This window comes from Cryptosporangium aurantiacum (assembly GCF_900143005.1).
In the GTDB taxonomy this organism is placed as follows: Bacteria; Actinomycetota; Actinomycetes; order Mycobacteriales; family Cryptosporangiaceae; genus Cryptosporangium; species Cryptosporangium aurantiacum.
Genome location: NZ_FRCS01000001.1, coordinates 1,109,827 through 1,127,720 on the forward strand (window position 1 = coordinate 1,109,827; position 17,894 = coordinate 1,127,720).

Genomic DNA, 17,894 nt, shown 5'->3' on the forward strand with positions numbered 1-17,894 from the left:
TCCGCCTCGGGACGGGGTCAGCTCATGGCACTGCACGCACCGGCACACCCGGTCCGCTTCGTCACCGCGTCCAGCCTGTTCGACGGCCACGACGCGGCGATCAACATCATGCGGCGGATCCTGCAGTCCCAGGGCGCGGAGGTGATCCACCTCGGGCACAACCGGTCGGTGCGGGAGGTCGTGACCGCCGCGATCGAGGAGGACGTCCAGGGTGTGGCGATCAGCGCCTACCAGGGCGGGCACGTCGAGTACTTCAGCTACCTGGTCGAGCTGCTGAACGAGCGGGGCGCCGGGCACATCAAGGTGTTCGGCGGCGGTGGGGGCGTGATCGTCCCGGAGGAGATCGAGCTCCTGCACGGACGCGGGGTGGCGCGGATCTTCTCGCCCGCCGACGGGCAGCGCATGGGGCTCGCCGCGATGATCAACTCGATGATCGCGGCCTGCGACTACGACCTCGCCACCGCGACCGTGGCCTCGCCCGCCGCGGACAGCGCGGCCCCCGCGATCGACCAGGCCGCCGCGCTGGACGGGCTGTTCACCGGCCACACGCACGCGGTGGCGCGGGCGATCACGATGGCCGAGGCCGGCGCGCTGCCGGACGACCTGCGCGCGGAGGTCGAAACCCGAGCGAAGGCCCGTGCCGTGCCGGTGCTCGGCATCACCGGCACCGGTGGGTCCGGGAAGTCCTCGCTCACCGACGAACTGGTCCGCCGGTTCCGGCTCGACCAGCAGGACAAGCTCCGGATCGCGGTGCTCGCCGTCGACCCGACCCGCCGCCGGGGCGGCGGTGCGCTGCTCGGCGACCGCATCCGGATGAGCGGCCTCGACGGTGACGCGGTGTTCTTCCGTTCGCTCGCCACCCGTCGCGCCGGAGGGGAACTCCCGGACGGCCTGGCGAGCGCGATCGACATCTGCCGGGCGTCCGGATTCGACCTGGTGATCGTCGAGACGCCCGGCATCGGCCAGGGCGACGCGGCGATCGTCCCGTTCGTCGACTTCTCGCTCTACGTGATGACGCCGGAGTTCGGCGCCGCGTCCCAGCTCGAGAAGATCGACATGCTCGACTACGCCGACGCGGTCGCGATCAACAAGTTCGAACGACGCGGAGCCGACGACGCCCGCCGCGACGTCGCCCGCCAGCTGGTGCGCAACCGCGAGGCGTTCGGCGCGCAGTGGAGTGACATGCCGGTATACGGCACCAGCGCCGCGACGTTCAACGACGACGGCGTCACCGCGCTCTACCAGCTCCTCCGTGACGAACTCGCCGGCCACGGCCTCCCGGTCACCGAGGGCGTCCTCCCCGCCGTCGACGGCAAGACCTCGACGTCCGCGTCGACGGTCGTCCCGCCGACCCGGGTGCGCTACCTCGCGGAGATCGCCGAAGGCATCCGGGCCTACCACCGCACCACCGCCGACCAGGTCGCCGCCGTCCGGCAGCGGGCGCACCTCACCGCGGCGCGGGCCGCGCTCGAATCGGCCGGAGCGCCGACCGACGCCCTGCAGAAACTGATCGACGACGCCACCGTCGACCACGGCGCCGAGGTGCTGCTGCGCGAGTGGCCGCAGGTCGTCGAGCAGTACTCCGGCGACGAGCTCGTGGTGCACGTCCGTAACCGCGAACTGCACACCGCACTCCGCAAAGAGACGCTGTCCGGCACCAAGGTCCCCCGCGTCGCGCTGCCGCGCTACGTCGACGACGGCGAGCTGCTCCGCTTCCTCCGCGAGGAGAACCTCCCCGGCCGTTACCCGTTCACCGCGGGCGTGTTCCCGTTCAAGCGCGAGGGCGAGGACCCGGCCCGCATGTTCGCCGGCGAGGGCGACGCGTTCCGCACCAACCGTCGCTTCAAGTACCTGAGCGCCGGCGAGAGCGCCACCCGCCTGTCCACCGCGTTCGACTCGGTGACGCTCTACGGCCGCGACCCGGACACCCCGCCGGACGTCTACGGCAAGATCGGCACGTCCGGCGTCTCGATCGCCACGCTGGACGACATGAAGGCGCTGTACGCGGGCTTCGACCTCACGGCTCCCACGACGTCGGTGAGCATGACGATCAACGGCCCGGCGCCCACGATCCTCGCGTTCTTCCTCAACACGGTGATCGACCAGGAGCTGGCGAAGGGTGGGGATCCCGCCGAAGCTCTCCGTGCGGTTCGGGGAACGGTCCAGGCCGACATCCTCAAGGAGGACCAGGGGCAGAACACCTGTCTGTTCTCCACCGAGTTCAGCCTGAAGATGATGGCCGACATCCAGGAATGGTTCATCCAGAACCAGGTTCGCAACTTCTACTCGGTGAGCATCTCCGGCTACCACATCGCGGAGGCCGGGGCCAATCCGATCAGCCAGCTCGCGTTCACGCTGGCCAACGGGTTCACCTATGTGGAGTCGTACCTGGCGCGCGGGATGGACATCGACGACTTCGCGCCGAACCTCTCGTTCTTCTTCTCCAACGGCATGGACGCCGAGTACACGGTGCTCGGACGGGTCGCCCGGCGGATCTGGGCGATCGCGATGAAGGAGCGCTACGGCGCCAATGACCGCAGCCAGAAGCTCAAGTACCACGTGCAGACGTCCGGCCGGTCGCTGCACGCCCAAGAAATGCAGTTCAACGACATCCGGACGACGCTGCAGGCGCTCACCGCGATCTACGACAACTGCAACAGCCTGCACACCAACGCCTACGACGAGGCGGTGACCACGCCGACCGAGGCGTCGGTGCGCCGGGCGCTGGCGATTCAGCTGATCATCAACCGCGAGTGGGGCCTCGCGCTCAACGAGAACCCGCTGCAGGGCTCGTACGTCGTCGACGAGCTGACCGACCTGGTCGAGGAGGCCGTGCTCGCCGAGTTCGACCGGATCTCCGAGCGCGGCGGCGTGCTCGGCGCGATGGAGACCGGTTACCAGCGCGGCCGGATCCAGGACGAGTCGATGCTCTACGAGCAGCGCAAGCACGACGGGTCGCTGCCGCTGATCGGCGTCAACACGTTCCTGCCCCCGGACGGCGCGGACGAGACCGGGCCGATCGAGCTGGCCCGCGCCACCGAGGACGAGAAGCGCTCCCAGGTCGAGCGCGTGCGGGCGTTCCAGTCCGCGCATCAGGCCGAGGCCCGGGAGGCGCTGGCGCGCCTGAAGGACGCGGCGATCGCGGGCGAGAACGTGTTCGCGGTGCTGATGGACGCCGCCCGGGTGTGCAGCCTGGGCCAGATCACCGAGGCGTTCTTCGAAGTCGGGGGCGAGTACCGCCGCAACGTCTGACGCGACAATAGTCACCTCCGTCACTCGCGCCCCATCATCCTTTATGGATGGCCGCCGTTCGGAGGCAGCGGGAATACGCCATTGCCGACTAGCGTGTTTCCCACGCCTCGCGAGAATTGACCCCCGACAACTCGGTGGTGACGAATGGTGGATGAGTCGGCGGAACTGTTAGCGTTCGGTGCTGAACTGCGGCGCCGGCGCACGGCAGTCGGCTGGTCCCTGGAGCAACTGAGTCGGATCGCGTGTTACAGCAAAGGACATTTGAGCAAGGTCGAAAGAGGATCCAAGGCGCCCAGTATCGCCTTGGCCAGACGTTGCGACCACGTTCTCGACGCCGGGGGAGAGCTCGCTCGGTTGGTTTCTCGCCCAGGTAGAACCGCCGCCGCGCCGCACGATGATCAACCAGGCGAGGTGTGGCTCATGGAGCTGGGCGACGATGGTCGCGGAACATTTCAATCCCTCAATCGACGGTCGCTCTTGGCGGGCGGAGCGGCGAGCCTTCTCACGTGGCGAATCGCGCCCCCGGTCGATCCCGGTGCCGCACGACTCGCCGCACTTCCGGCGTTTCAGCAGATACTCGATAACCTTCGAATGTTGGGGCACGGCGCCCATCCGTCGGCGCTGATCCCACTCCTGGTATCCGGGCTCTACGTACTGCGCGAGGTCGCGGGCGGCTCCCCCTCCACGCACCGCGTCGACGTCGTGCGGCTGGCCGCGCGCTACGCCGAGTACACCGGCTGGATGGCGCAGGAGAACGGCGACGAGGGCGCCGCGCTCTGGTGGACCCGGTACGCGGTGAGCCTGTCCCGCTCCGGCGAGGACCACGAGTTGGAGGCGTACGCGCTGGTGCGGCAGGCCGAGCTCGCGCTGTACCGCCGGGATTCGATCTCGACGATCGACCTCGCGGAGAAGGCCCAACGCGAGACGTCCGACCCCTACGTGGCCTGCCTCGCCGCGCAGCGGGAGGCCCAGGGCAGGGCGCTGGACGGCGACGAGTTGGGGTGCCGGCGCGCGCTGGACCGCGCCGCGTCGTTCGCCGCGAAGGCGCAGAGCAACGGCGATCGGCTGTTCGGGAGCGGATCCCTGGCCGATCCGATCGCGTTCGCCACCGGGTGGAGCCTGCACGACCTCGGCCAGGACGAGGCGAGCATCGAGTTGCTGACCAGGGAACTCGAGAACATGCCCGACCACGCGCAGCGAATGCGCGCCCGGTGCGCCGCGCGGCTCGCCCTCGCGCTGGCGAGTCGGCAGCGATTGGACGAAGCGTGCGCGGTGATCGGGCCGATGCTCGGTGTGGTCCGAGTCGTCGACTCCGCGACGGTCAGGGCGGATTTGCGAGAATTGGCTTCGACGCTTCGCCGCTGGCGTAGTCATCGGGATGTCCGGCCGCTCATTCCGCACCTCGCCGCCGCACTCGAGAGCCGAATTGTCTGAATCGCGACTCAGCTTTCCTGAGTAGGTGGCTGGTAGGCCTTTCGGTGGAGGCCGCTGAATATCCGGCTGTTTCCCGAAACGGACCCGGGAAACGACTTTTCAGCCGCCCTCGCGCGCCGCAGTGTGGGGTTCGCCCATCGCCGCGTTGTTCGCAGGAGGTAGTCCGGGTGTCCGGAATTTTCGTCAACTACCGCACCGAAGACGCCTCCTACGCGTCCTGTCTTCTGGATTGCGTATTCACTCGGGAGTTCGGGGTCTCGGAGGTGTTCTGGGACAGCCGGGCCCTGGAAATAGGGAAGGATTTCCGTCCGGAACTCAACCTCCGGCTCCATACGTGCGACGTCTTTCTGGTGCTGATCGGGCCGCGCTGGCTCGACCGGGACGACGAGCGTGGAATCCGGCTGATCGACCGGCCCGAGGACTTCGTCCGGATGGAGATCCAGCAGTCGCTCCTCCGCGGCGTCCCGGTGATCCCGGTGCTGCTCGACGGCGGGTCACTTCCGCATCCGGACGCGCTACCCGCAGACATCGCGGCCCTCACCGATCGCCAGTACACCCATCTGCGGGTGCGCTCGTACCGGCAGGACCTGGACGAGCTGGTGGCCAAGATCCGGCAGATCCTGCGCGGCGGGCCGTACGACACGGCGCCGGGTCCGCGGCAGGCACGCCGGGACGAGTCGCACGCCACCACCCGATATCACCGGACAGCGGTCGCCAACGGTGACCGCGCCTCGGCCGCGTACTACGAGAACGCACCGGATCGGGCCGATCGGGAGTGAGCGTCCAGAACGAGCACACCGACCAGAACGACCGGTCGGCCGACGACCCGGCGTCCCCGCAGGCCCCGGAGCCCCGGGCTGAGCCGGAGGCACCGGAAGCGCCGGGGGCCGGCCACGCGAAAATCGCCCCGGCGCCGGCGGGGCAGACGGGTCAGGCACCGCTGCACGAGGGGGGCAGCGGTGCCGATCCGGCGGGCCCGGCCACGGCTCGGCCGAACGGTCGGCGAGCGCCCGAGGAGAAGGGAGATCGTCGCCCGTCCGTCGCCCGGGGTGGGCGCCCGCTCGAGCTGGAGGCGCCCAAACCCGCAGATCCGCCGGCGGGAGACGGCACCGGCCGTCCGCGGCCGCCGTCCGAGGACGCGCAGAACAACACCCAGTTCGACGAGTACTCCGCCGAGGAGAAGGCCCGCAAGTTCGGCCGCGAGCAGGTGTTCGACCGCTCCGCGTCCGCATCCGGCCCGGACGGCAAGGCGTTCTACTTCGAGCACTTCACCCAGCACGTGACGGTCGGGGACCGGCGGATCCGGGTCAGCCGGGCGCGGATCCGCGACGCCGCGCGGGACGCCTGCCGGGAGACGTACGTCGCGGTCGACGGGATCGACCAGATGGCCGACACGCTCGTCCGGCGGCGTCTGGTGATCCTCTCCGGACCATCGGGAACCGGTCGCCACGCGACCGCGGTCTACCTGCTCAGCCGGGCTCCGCAGAGCGGATGGCTCGGGCGCCTGGAGACCGAGCCGGACGAACTCGGTGACGTGATCGGCCGGAACGGCGGGCCCGAGTCGGGGGCGACGCCGATCGAGAAGGACGACCGGCTCGTCGTCGACTTGCTGGGGCGCTCGCCGACCGACGGCCAGTGGGCGGCGCTCGCCGAGGAGGCCTACCAGAAGAGCGCGTTCGTGGTGGTCGTCGCGCCGCCGACGCCGACGTCCGGGGATGCCTATCCGCGTGAGTTCTGCCGTCCGCACGGGCGGCCGGACCCGGCCGCGGTCCTCCGGCGCAACCTGGCGTACCAGCTGACGAAGCACCGCAGCGCGTGCGACCGCGAGGACTGCACCGACGAGCGGCTCGGCGCGATCGTTGACGCCCGGTGCGCGGTTCCGGAGGTCGATCGTTACCTCCGGATCGCCCGCTCGCTGGACGAGGTGGCCGGGCTGGCCGCGGTGCTGGCCGATCACGTGCACACCGCGGACGCCGAGGTACCGGGGCTGCTCGGCAGCTGGAAGGACCGCCTGCGCACCCGCGCCGAGGAACTCCTCGCGGCCTCCAGCGGCCCCTCCGAGAAGGAGGAGCGGCTGCTGCTGCGCAGGCAGGTGTTCCGCATCGCGTACGCGGTGTTCCACGGTCACCCATTCAGCGACGTGTTCTCGGCGGGGGACTGGCTGATGGCGGCCGTCACCCAGCAGGCACCCAACCGGGTGCGGCTGGCCGAAGTGCCCAGGCTCATCGTCGACGGCAAGGTCCGCGAGCTGCTCGGCACCGGCATGTCCGCGGTCGACGAGGCCGCAGTGAACGGCACCGACGGGCCTCGGCGCGCGCAGCTCGTCGACGGCGACCTCGTCGTCTCCATTCTGGACGTCGCGTGGCACGACTACCACACGCTGCGCGGCCCGCTGCTGGACTGGCTCCAGATCCTCGCGCTCCACCCCCAGGTGCGGGTGCGGGTGCGTGCGGCGCAGACCGCCGGCCTGCTCGCGCGGTTCGACTTCGACGAGGTGTACGGCCAGCTCCTCAGGGGTTGGGCCGAGGGGCCGGCATTCACCCGGGCCGCCGCCGCGGACGCGCTGGACATCGCCCACCGCAGCGGGTTCCTGGCTGCGCGCGTCCGTCGGCAGGTCAGAGACTGGGCGCTGAGCCCGAAGGCTCAGCTGCAGGACAGCGCGGCCCGCGCGTACGGCAGCGTCACCGGCGTCGCCGACCCGGCCGAGGCCATCCGCGCGCTGGCGGACCTCGGGACCCGTCGGGCGCTGGCGGACTGGAGCTCGATCGCGCTGGCGATGGTGCAGCTGTCGGACGCGGGCGCGCCGACGCAGGTGCTGGACGCGCTGACCGAGTGGATCCGGTCGGGCGAACCGACGCTCCGCGACCACGCGGTCCGGGCGATGCTCCAGCTCACCCGGTTGGCGGCGGGGGAGAACAGCCGATCGCCGCTGGTGCGCGGGCTCTCGGACCGCCGCGACACGGTGATCCGGCTCTGGCGTCGGGCGCTGGCCGACGAACGGACGTCGCGGCGCGCGTGGGACCAGTTCCGGCAGTGGCTCCGGTCGGCCGAACGGCGGCCGGAGGACGCCGCCGGGATCGAAGCGCTGGCCGTCGACATCCTCGACCACCCGTTGGACGCGCGGGCGCGCTTCTGGCTGACGCTGTGGGCCGAGCGGCACCCGGAAGCGTCGATCTACGACCGCATCAGATCAGCGCTCCGGCGGCCAGGAGCCGGCGGCGCCTCGTTCGGAGAGGACCTGCTCGATGGCTAGTCGGAGCGGATTTCTGCAGTGGTGGCGCCAGTGGTTCCCGAAGCGGGAGGCGGCGCAGACCACGCCGGATACGGTCTGCGATTCGCCGATGACGACGTTGCCGATGCTGGTCCCGGCGCGCGGCGAGGTGTTCGACTTCCACCTCTACGTCCGTCTGCACTGGTCGAGCCCGACGCACTCGCTCCACCAGCTGGAGAACCTGAGCCACGCGCGCAGCCACACGGCCCTGGCCACGATCCGGATGGCGGCGTGGGAGATCGCGCGCATGTACGAGCCCGGCGACACCGGACCGGCCGAGCACGCGGTCAACAACAGGTTCGCGCAGGGGCTCTGCTACGACGACGCGTACGGTCGCACGATCCGCTGCGATCCCACCGTGCGGGTGCTGATGGATCCCCGCCTGCGCGAACACCTCGTGCAGTACCGGCTGGAGCAGGCCCAACAGCGTGAGGAACACCGCCTCGGGCTGGATCGGGCGCGCATGGTCGAAGAGCGCACGCAGTCCTGGCTGAACGCGCTGCGGACGTTCGAGGGTGCTCCGGAATCGGTCGACGGCCGGATGTCGGCGCCGAACCGGGACGGCAGCCGGACCCCGGAGGTGGACGAGGCCGAGGTTCGGCAGCGCCAGTTCCTGCTGCCGTTCGCTGCCAGCCTCAGCGATCAGCAGTTCGCCGAGGTCACGACCGACCTCTCCGAGACCCGGCGCGAGCGCGCCATCGAACTCGTCCAGGTACTGCGGGCCGCCCGGGGTGACCACCAGCAGGTCGGCCTGTTCGAGTTCGCCCGAGCCTACGACAAGGCCTACGAGATGTTCTGTCAGCAGATGGGGCTGCGTCCCTACTCGTTCATGCTCGCCGACTTCAACCAGGGAACGGACGAATGAGGCGGTGGCGGGCCGCCGGTCTCGGCGTGGCGCTCGTGCTCGGCGTCGCCGGGTGCGGTCTCGGCGACCTGCAGAAGCGGCCGGACTCCGATCGGTGCGGCTGGATGCAGCAGGAATCCGAGGCACCCGGCGCGACCGTGATCCTGGTGGACGTGTCGAACTCGACCCGGGGCGCGATCACGCGGGCGGGGTCGACCGGCGGTTCGGCTCCGCACTACGGAGCGGCGCTGGAGAAGGCGATCGAGGACGCCGTCGGCCGCCGCGACACGGTGTCGGTCGCGAGCTTCAGCGGGACGGCGGCGAACCTCGGTTGGGTCGTGACGGACCGGTCGACCGACTGGAAGAAGGACGTCAACAACGACCCGAATCAGCAGAGCCGCCGCGCCGAGGGTGTCCGGTGCCTGCTCGCGGACGCCGACCCGGTGCTCGGCGCGCGGCCGCTGGGCGCAGGCTCCGACATCCTGCAGGCGGTCGGCATCGGAGCCGGCCGCCTCCGCGAGGGCGGGGGCGACAAGCATCTGGTGGTGCTCAGCGACGGGCTGCCGACCACCGGCTGCGCGGATCTGACGAAGCTCGATCAGTGGACCGATGCCCAGGTCACCGGCATCGTCGACCGGTGCGTGCGGAAGAAGACGCTCCGGCCGGGCGATCTGGCCGGAGTGGACGTTTCGCTGATCGGTGTCGGGCACTCCGGGACCGGTTACCCGATCGCCGACAGCCAGCGCCGGGACTGGCTGAAGCGGCTCTGGACGGCGCTCTGCGAGCGGGCGGGCACCGCACGCCGGTGCGGTGTGGACACCCAGCCGATCGCCGCCGAGGACGACGACCCGCCGCCGTCGCCGGATGCCGCGGTCGACGACGTGGTGGTCCCGCTCGCCGGCAAGGTCACGGTCCGTCCGCTGCTCGGCGCGGCGCTGTTCGACGGCGACTCCGCGGTGCTCAGGTCGGCAGGCGAGCGGGCCCTGCGGGAGCTGGCCGAGTCGATCCGGACGGCGGACTGGGTGGAGGTCATCGGGTACGCCGCCCCGTACGGCAGCGCGCCGGACCTGCTCCGATTATCCCGGGCCCGCGCGGAGCGGGTCGGATCGTTCCTGGCCGAGCTCGGGGTGCCGGTCGTCGCGGTCCGGGGCGCCGGGGCGACCCGCTCCTGCCCGGATCCCGTGTTGGAAAGCCAGGTCGGCGCGGACGAGTGCTTCCGGCGGGTCGACGTCGTCGTGGGGAATTCCTGAGAGGTAGATCGATGAATGACCTGGCAGCAGCGAACGGCCGGGGCGGACCGGGCGCCGGACTGTCGTGGGCCGCGCCGATGCCGTGCGGCAACACACCGCCGGGCCCGGCCGTCCTGCCGCCGGAACCGACGACCGAGCAGATCGACGACGTCGAGGCCGCCGCGCTGCTGCGCGCGTTCGCGGAGGCCAACGCGTCGCTGGGGCGCGCGCACCAGACGCTGCAGGACCGGTCGAAGCGCATGCTCGAGACGTGGCACGCCGCGCGGCACACGATCGAGGGGGTCACCCGGTTCACCAACGCGGACGCGGTCGGGCAAGCGCGGTCCGAGGCGGAGCGGGTGGCGCAGCGGCACGCCGACGACGGCCCGGAGAACCGGCTCCGGCGGCGGGTGCGTCCGACCTGGTTGGTCTGGCCGGCGCTGGCCGCGAGCGCGGTCTTCGACGCGGCGTTCGTCGGCGTCGTCGTCCAGCAGATGCTCGACTTCGAGACCGGAAGCATCGCGTACTACCTGGCCTACCTCCCCGGTGCCGGGATGGCGATCGCGCTGTACGTGGCCGGCACGATGCTGGCCGAGAACCTGTTCCGGCACCGCGACCGGTCGAGCAGGCGGCCCACCCGCGACCCGCTCACCCCGTGGACGCTCGCCAAGCGGGTGCTGTGGCAGTGGCGTCCGGAGCCCGAGGAGCGGAAGCCGAGCGATCTGCCGTGGCCGCGGCTGACCGTGCCGGTCGTGTTCGCCGCGCTCGTGCTCGGGTTGCTCGGCGTGTTCGGCTACATCCGTGCGGCGTTGGCCGTGCGGGACTTCCCCGAGCTGGCGCGCGTGCTCCCGGTGTTCGTCATCCTGCTGCTGTTGCTGAGCCTGTCGACGGTCGCGTTGAAGGTGCTCGTGCACAACCCCTACGCCGACCGTGCCGCGGAGGTCGGGAAGGCGGTGCGCGACGTCGAGAAGCGGGCCGCCGACCTGCAGCGGACGGCGCACGACGCGGTCGCGGCGCACACCGACGAGTGGAACACCTACCGCGCGCTCGTCGCGGGGTCGGAGGCCGAGGCCCACCGTGTCCTCCAGGAAGGGTGCGCCCGGATCCTCGACGAGCGCGGGCGGCGCGCGCGGCGCGGGACGCTCCGGTTGCCGCTCGACGGACCGCGCTGGCCGGCCGAGCTCTGGCGCGGCGAACCGGGCGGCGGCCCACGGATCGACTGGGCGCTGCTGGGTTACGCCAGGGACCTGGTCGGCAGGAACGACCCCGAGCTGCTCGAGCGGGACCTCGCGGCGGTCGTCGCCGCGCAGAACGCCCAGTTCCGCCGGGCGGAGCCCGCCGAGGGGTTCAGCCCCGGTCCGCGGTGACCAGACGGTCGAGGCCGGCCAGGATCTCCTGGGACGCCTGCGCCGCGGTATCCAGCTGGCGGGTGACCTCGGCCAGCACCCTCGCCTGCTCGTCGACCGCGTCCGCGATGTCGTCCTGCAGCGCCTTGACCGACTCGACGACCTCGGCGGTGGACGTGAAGCTCTGCGCGACCGCCTCGGTCTCGCCGACGATCGCGGCGATCACCCGGCTCACCTCGCCCGCCGAAGACGCCGTCTCGTTGGCGAGCTGCTTGACCTCGCTCGCGACGACCGCGAAGCCCTTGCCGAGGTCGCCCGCGCGGGCCGCCTCGATCGTGGCGTTCAGCGACAGCAGGTTCGTCTGGCCGGCGAGCTGCGCGATCAGCGCGTTGACCTCGGCGATCTCGCCCACTGACCGCTCCAGGTTCTGCACGCGTTCGGTGGCGCTGGCCGCGGTCGCCTGACCGGCCGCGGCGGTCTCGGACGCGTGCGCGGAGCGCCGGGCGACGTCCTGCACGGCGCTGGACAACCGCCCCAGTTCGGAACCGACGACGTCGAGCGCGTCGAGCGCCACCCGGGCACCGGCGCCGATGTCGGCGGCGTCCCCGGCGAGCCGCTCGGAGTGCGCGACCGCCTCCTGGCCCCGCTGCCGTTCGGCCTCCGCCTGGCGTACGGCGGTCTCCTGGGCGGCCAGGTCGCGGTCGCGACGCTCCTGGTCGGCGATCGCGGCCATCGTCTCGACCTCGTGCTCGGCCTGCTCGGCGAAGTGCCAGAAGACGATGATGCCGACGATCTCCAGCGTGGCGAGCCCCGCGTGGACGCCGACCATCACGATCGCCTCGGCGGTGTGGGTGTGGTCGCCGAAGACCCGTTCCGGAGCCAGCAGGCCGAGGACGCCGTGGTGGATCAGCACCACCAGCACGGCCCAGAGCAGCGGCGTCCACTGCTGGTAGAGCGCGACGAAGATGAGGATCGCGTAGAGGTGGATGTGGGCGGCCATCTGGCCGCCGGTCAGCTCGATCGCGACGAACGTGCACGCGATGAGCCCGATGCTGGTGAGCGCCGCCCGCGACTTCGGCGCCGGCGCGATCCCGCCCCCGACCGCGAGCGCCGCGATGGCCGCGGGGAGGACCACGGCCTCCCAGACCGGCATCGGGCCGAGCAGGCCGATCAGCACCAACACCGGGACGTGACACCACAGCAGCCGGAGCATGATCCGGTGGCGCGCGGCCCACGACTCGTCGGAAAGGCGTCCACCGCGAGGTAGCCGTTCTAGCGCCGAAGTCATATCCGAGTGATCGGCATCACGTCGGCGGGGTTGAGCGCGGCACGGCGTGTCAAACTGCGCGTAATAGGGCAAATCGGGTTCGATTGGCTCGTCCGCACATTCGGGTGGGAGATAACTCGATGGCCGCGCCGCCCCGATCGTCCGACGGGCCTTCCTACACCCGCCCGGGGACGCTCTACGGGCGGTCCGCGACCGTCTACGGCCGCACGGTCACCGACCGCGATACACCCGGCCACGACGCACCCGGCCACGACGCCCCGGATCACGACGCCCCCGACCGGAACGACGACCCGGCCGAGGACACCGGATTCCTCGGCTTCACCGCGGCGGCGTCGTCCGGACGTCACTCCGCGTCCGGTGCGGACCTCGATCCGCTGCCGGGAACGCTGACCGACGCCGGGCTCCCGGTGGTCGCGCTCGGGCTCGCGCTCGTCGCGCTCCTGATCGCCGGCGTCGCGACGATCACCGGCATCATGGCGGTCGGACGCGCGACGTCCGCGCAGGTCGCGGCCGAGCGGGCGGCGAGCGCGGCCGCCAGCGCGGCGGACGGCGTCCGGATCACGCCGGAGCAGCCGGCCTCACCGCAGGCGGTCGTCCCGGCGCCGGTGCTCCCGTCGCCGACGCCGTCCGCACCCGCGCCGGACCCGGACCGGCTCGATCCGAAGGCCGACTACACCACTGCGTACTCCGCGCAGCTCGTCCGCGTGCAGCCGAGCACGTGCGAGGGCACCGGCGTCGACCTGGACGAGCCGCGTGTCCTGCCGCCGACCGGCGCCGACGCCGCCTACCGCAACTGCGACGACGGGTACCACCTGGACTTCGACGAGGCGGCCCGGTACGCGGTGGTGTCCGGACCGCGCACGACGGCCGGCGAGTGCGTGGACGCGATCCGGGCCAACCCGGGCGTCGGCTGGGTGTCGCCGACGCCGGGCACCACGGTCTGCGTCCTCACCTCACGGCTGGCCGCCGAGCCGCAGAACCTCACGACGAAGCTGGCGCTGCTGCACGTGGAGAACGTGGAGCCGGACGGGACGCTGGTCGCCGCGCTCACCGGCTGGGTGGTGCCCTGAGCCGGGCACGGCCGTCAGGACGACACGGGCTCCGGGACGCTGACCATCCGGCCGAGCATCGCGTTGGCCTTCTCGCACGCCTCCAGCAGTTCCGGTAGCAGGTTGTGGCAGGCCAGTAGATCCCCGGTCTCGGCCGCGACGCCGATCCGGGTGCACGCTCTGGCGACCCGTACCGCCCCGACCGTGATGCTCGCCGACCGCAGCGAGTCGGCGGCCGCGACCGTCTGCCGGGTGTTCGAGCGCCGAATCGCGCCCTGCAACCGCAGCCGCCGGCCGGGCAGCTCGGTCAGGTATGCCCGGAGCAGCCCCATCGCCGCGCTCCGGTCACCGTCCAGCTCCTCGGTCAGCCGGGTGACGACCGCGACGTCGACCTCCACCTGCGTCGGCAGCGGCGTGGCCGGAGCCGTGATCTCGGTCGGCGGCGCCGGAGCGTCCGCGCCGGGGGTGACCGTGGCGAGCGCGGCCCGCAACCGTTCCAGGTCGACCGGCTTGGACAGGAAGCCGTCCATGCCCGCGGCCAGACACTCCTCCTGGGTGCCGGACGACACGTCCGCGGTCACCGCGATGACCCGCACCCGGCGGGGAACCGCGAGCTGCTCCTCGGCCGCGCGGATCCGGCGGGTCGTCTCGATGCCGTCGATGTCCGGCAGGTGCCGGTCCATCAGCACGACGTCGTAGTCACCCTGGATCGCGGCGGCGATCCCGGCCGCGCCGGTCGTCACCGTGTCCAACGCGTGTCCGAGCCGGGCGAACTGCCGCTGGGCCAGGATCCGGTTGACGGTGTTGTCCTCGACCAGCAGCACCCGGAGACCCATCCGGCTGGCCACCGCGCGCACGGCCGCACCCGGCACCGCGCTGTCGGCAGGCCGCAGCGGTGCCGAGAGCGTGACCGCGGTGCCACCGGCCGAGCCGCGGGTCGCGGTGAGCCTGCCGCCGAGCCGGTCGGCGAGCAACCGGGCCAGATAGAGCCCGAAGTGACGGCCGTCTTCCGGCGGCGTCGGCCGGGCCGAGTGCAATCCCGCCCAGACGTGCGCGGGGAGGCCCGGCCCGGCGTCGGTGACCGAGAACCGCACCGGCAGCCCTTCCGGGCCGGAGTGCCCCGCCCGCTCCACCGCGATCGCGAACGGCGGGCGGCCGTGCGCCACCGCGTTCGTCACGAGCTCGGACAGCGCGTCGACCAGCGCGTCCCGGTCGCCGACCAGCGAGGTCGGGATCCGCGGGTCGATCTGGACCCCCACCGACGTGGTCGTGCTGACCACGGCGGTGACCTCACCCAGCAGTTCGGGCAGGTCGAAGGACCGCGCGGCCGGCTCGGCCGCGGTGGACCCGGAGGCCCTGGTGGCGAGCACCCCGAGCAGCGCGCCGATGCGGTTGCACGCGGACAGCACCTCTTCGGCGCCGCTGATCACCTGCTCGGCCAGCTGGCGCTGGCTCTCGTCGAGGCCCGCCATGACCAGCAGCTCACCGAAGCCGAGCAGCGAGTGCAGCGGCGTCCGGATACCGAACGTGAGGCTGTTGGACAGTAGTCGGACGATCGATTCAGCGGACTGGTCGGGGTTCATGGGTCCTCGTCAAGGGGGGTCGGGCCGCTGCGGTATCAGGCGGCCTGGGCGGCGATCGCCTCGGTGAGCTGGTTCAGGACGTCGGCCTGGTACTGCTCGGTCGGCTGCAGGTAGACGACGCGGCGGCGGGGCCGCGCGCCGAACCGCGACTTCTGCAGGTCGGCGCTCATCCCCAGCAGCAGGCGCTTGGCGCCCCGGCGCTGCCCGGTGCGGAACGTCTGCCAGAGCGTCTGCTGGTAGCTGCGGTGCGATGCCACGTAGGTGTAGTCGAGGCCGACGAACACCGGCGCGACGTGCTCCGGACCGTGGTAGAGCAGCGCGAACGCGATCGGCTCGTCCGGCCCGTCGGTCAGCCGGAGCAGGGCCAGCTCCCAGCACGACTCGGCCAGCACCTCGTCGAACAGCCGCCGCGGCAGCGGGAACACGTTCAGCTCCAGGTTGCGGGCGTGCACGTTCCGGTAGAGGCGGTAGAGGTGGTCGCGCTCGGCCGTGGTCAGCGCCGCCGCGGCCGAGCTGCCACCGACGATGTTCTCCACCTGGTAGCGGTCCTCCCAGCTCAGCACCGCGGTGCGCTGGTGGTACCTGGCCTTCTTCGCCAGCCCGGCGAGGAACTGGGTGTCGTCGGCGAAATCGAGCTCACGCTCCCAGGTCGGCATCGTCGGCAGTCGGAGGAAGCCTTCCCCGACCAGGAAGTCGTGCAACTCCTGCGCCTCCGGCGAGCCGTCGTCCTCCAGGTCGCGCAGCGCGAGCGCGGAGGCGCCGACCTTCTCCTCCTCGGTCCGGGCGGCGGTCAGGAGCAGCCGGAGCGCCGCCCGCCAGTCCGCACTGCGGTCGAGCCAGAGGTGGTCGCCCTCGGTGATCAGCGAACCCATGCCGACGACGGTCGACGTCAGGTACATCGGCAGCTCGGCGCGCCGCCGCTCGACCTCGGCCGAGACCTCGACCGTCGAGAGCATGTCGTCCTTCCAGCACGCGGTCGTGAAGAACGTCGCGGCGACCGGCGCGTCCGACGCGTCCCGCACGATCCAGTACGTGAACCGCCAGCCCTGCGGGTCGGACGCCGGGTCACCGTCGAACGCGCGCTCGAACGTGCGCAGCGCCGCCCAGCCGAACGCACCGCGTCCGGCGAGCATCCGGTCCCACTCGTCTCGGTCGACGGTCCCGATCGTGTCGTGCCGCTCCAGCCGCAGCTCACCGTCAGCCGAGGGTGCGGACTCCACCGAGTCCATCGCCCGGAGCGGGATCGCCGGCGCGACCGGCACCGGCCGGAGCCGCACCGGACGCCCGGCCAGCTGCCGGGAGAACACGCTGACCAGCTCCTCGGCGGAGCTGCCCTCGTCGGCGAGCGCGGCAGGAAGCGCCGCCGCGATCGCGTCGACGAGCGCGACGATGTCGGCGTCGGTGTGGTGGTAGGTCAGCGTCACCCGGGCGCCGGAACGCTTCGCGGCCACCGCGGGGTACGACGCGGTGTCGACGAAGAAACCGGCGTCCAGCAGCCGCCCGGTGAGATTATAGGCGACCGGCGGCCCACCGGCCGCGATGTACCGGATCGGCGACTCGTCCACCGAGACCAGCGGCAGCCCCTGCTCCTCGGCCAGCCGGTTGAACAGGCGGATCGACGCCTGGAGCCGCTCCTGCCGCTCGGTGACCGCCGGCGAGAGGTGCCAGCGCGCGGACGCGATGACCGCGCCGAGCATCGGGGGCTGCACCGGGCCGGAGAAGATCATCGGGCCGCCGACCGTCCGGACCTGGCGGAGCAGCTCCTCGGTCGGGAACGTGAGCGCACCACCGGCGGCCGCGAACGACTTGTTCAGCGACGCGGCGACGAGCGTGCGCTCGGCGGCTGCCGGGGTGAGCCGGTCGAGCACGTGGCCGCGTCCGTTCTTCCCGGTCCACGACGCGCCGTGGGCGTCGTCGAGGTAGAGCCAGAGCTTCGGGAACTCCTCCACCATCCGGCACAGCGCGTCGACCGGCGCGAAGTCGGCGTACATGCTGTAGAGCCCGTCGCCCGCGTACCAGATCCGGTCGTGGGTGCGGGACAGCTCGGCGACCCGGGCGGCCAGCTTCTCCAGGTCGCTGTGCGGCACCAGCTCGACCAGCGTGCCCTGCGCCTGCGCCAGCTTGGCCGCGGTCTGGACGCTGGCGTGCACCTGGTGGTCGAGCAGCAGCGCGTCGTTCACGCCGATCAGCGTCGGCATCGCCGCCATGTGCCCGAGCGTGGTGCTCGGCGTGATCAGCGTCGGCCGCCCGAACACCTCGCTGAGCAGCGACTCGGCCTCGGTGTACGCGGGGGAGGAGAGGTAGGCGCGGGACGAGGAGAACTGCGTTCCGTACCGGGTCACCGCGTCGGTCACGGCCTCGGCGAGCGCGGGGTGCGTCTCGAGCCCGAGGTAGCTGCACGAGCCGAAGTTGACCAGTCGGCGTCCACGGACGGTGACGATCCGGCCGTCGAGGCGGTCGTCCTCGGCGACGTTGTGCAACATCCCCCGGCGCACACCGTCGGAGATGATGTCGTCAACGGCGCGCAACACGTCAGCAGCGGTCGGCATGGCGGAGGGGCTCCCTTGTTGTCCGTTGATTGCTCCGGCGCTGATCGGC

At 71.7% G+C, this 17,894-nt stretch carries 11 protein-coding genes; 8 read left to right on the plus strand and 3 right to left on the minus strand.

The features are described 5' to 3' along the window. Nucleotides 1–24 precede the first annotated feature (24 nt). From icmF to BUB75_RS04865, 7 genes are all read left to right on the plus strand, one after another. Nucleotides 25–3,252 (plus strand): fused isobutyryl-CoA mutase/GTPase IcmF, encoded by a 3,228-nt coding sequence (icmF, locus tag BUB75_RS04835; RefSeq protein WP_073251770.1) that lies wholly within the window; start codon nt 25–27, stop codon nt 3,250–3,252. A gap of 144 nt (nt 3,253–3,396) precedes the next feature. Next, nucleotides 3,397–4,686, plus strand: coding sequence for a helix-turn-helix domain-containing protein (locus tag BUB75_RS04840; protein WP_073251772.1), 1,290 nt, complete (start codon nt 3,397–3,399; stop codon nt 4,684–4,686). Between the two features lie 167 nt (nt 4,687–4,853). Then, nucleotides 4,854–5,465, plus strand: a complete 612-nt coding sequence (locus BUB75_RS04845; protein WP_073251774.1) for a TIR domain-containing protein — start codon at nt 4,854–4,856, stop codon at nt 5,463–5,465. Further along, nucleotides 5,462–7,939 (plus strand): hypothetical protein, encoded by a 2,478-nt coding sequence (locus BUB75_RS04850; RefSeq protein ID WP_073251776.1) that lies wholly within the window; start codon nt 5,462–5,464, stop codon nt 7,937–7,939. Before BUB75_RS04845 ends, BUB75_RS04850 begins: the two co-directional genes overlap by 4 nt. Then, nucleotides 7,932–8,822, plus strand: a complete 891-nt coding sequence (locus tag BUB75_RS04855; protein WP_143175026.1) for a hypothetical protein — start codon at nt 7,932–7,934, stop codon at nt 8,820–8,822. The genes BUB75_RS04850 and BUB75_RS04855 overlap by 8 nt, the downstream gene beginning before the upstream one ends. Continuing rightward, a complete protein-coding gene (locus tag BUB75_RS04860; RefSeq protein ID WP_073251780.1) occupies nt 8,819–10,051 on the plus strand; it encodes an OmpA family protein in 1,233 nt (410 codons plus the stop codon). Before BUB75_RS04855 ends, BUB75_RS04860 begins: the two co-directional genes overlap by 4 nt. A gap of 11 nt (nt 10,052–10,062) precedes the next feature. Then, nucleotides 10,063–11,397, plus strand: coding sequence for a hypothetical protein (locus BUB75_RS04865; protein ID WP_073251782.1), 1,335 nt, complete (start codon nt 10,063–10,065; stop codon nt 11,395–11,397). On the opposite strand, the gene BUB75_RS04870 is transcribed toward BUB75_RS04865, so the two are convergent. Further along, entirely contained in the window at nt 11,378–12,664 is a 1,287-nt protein-coding gene (locus tag BUB75_RS04870; RefSeq protein WP_073251784.1) for a methyl-accepting chemotaxis protein, read from the minus strand. The two genes, BUB75_RS04865 and BUB75_RS04870, sit on opposite strands and share 20 nt — an antisense overlap. A gap of 119 nt (nt 12,665–12,783) precedes the next feature. Here BUB75_RS04870 and BUB75_RS04875 point away from each other — a divergent pair, with 119 nt between their 5' ends. Then, nucleotides 12,784–13,734 carry a hypothetical protein gene (locus tag BUB75_RS04875; protein ID WP_073251787.1) on the plus strand — a complete coding sequence of 317 codons (951 nt, stop codon included), beginning with the start codon at nt 12,784–12,786 and terminating at the stop codon, nt 13,732–13,734. 14 nt (nt 13,735–13,748) lie between these two features. On the opposite strand, the gene BUB75_RS04880 is transcribed toward BUB75_RS04875, so the two are convergent. Beyond that, the gene (locus tag BUB75_RS04880) at nt 13,749–15,296 is read right to left on the minus strand and encodes a response regulator (protein WP_073251789.1); all 1,548 of its coding nucleotides are present in this window, start codon (nt 15,294–15,296) and stop codon (nt 13,749–13,751) included. A 35-nt stretch (nt 15,297–15,331) separates the two neighbouring features. Next, on the minus strand, nt 15,332–17,845 hold the full coding sequence (locus tag BUB75_RS04885) for an aminotransferase class I/II-fold pyridoxal phosphate-dependent enzyme (RefSeq protein ID WP_073251791.1): 2,514 nt from the start codon (nt 17,843–17,845) through the stop codon (nt 15,332–15,334). Nucleotides 17,846–17,894 lie beyond the last annotated feature (49 nt).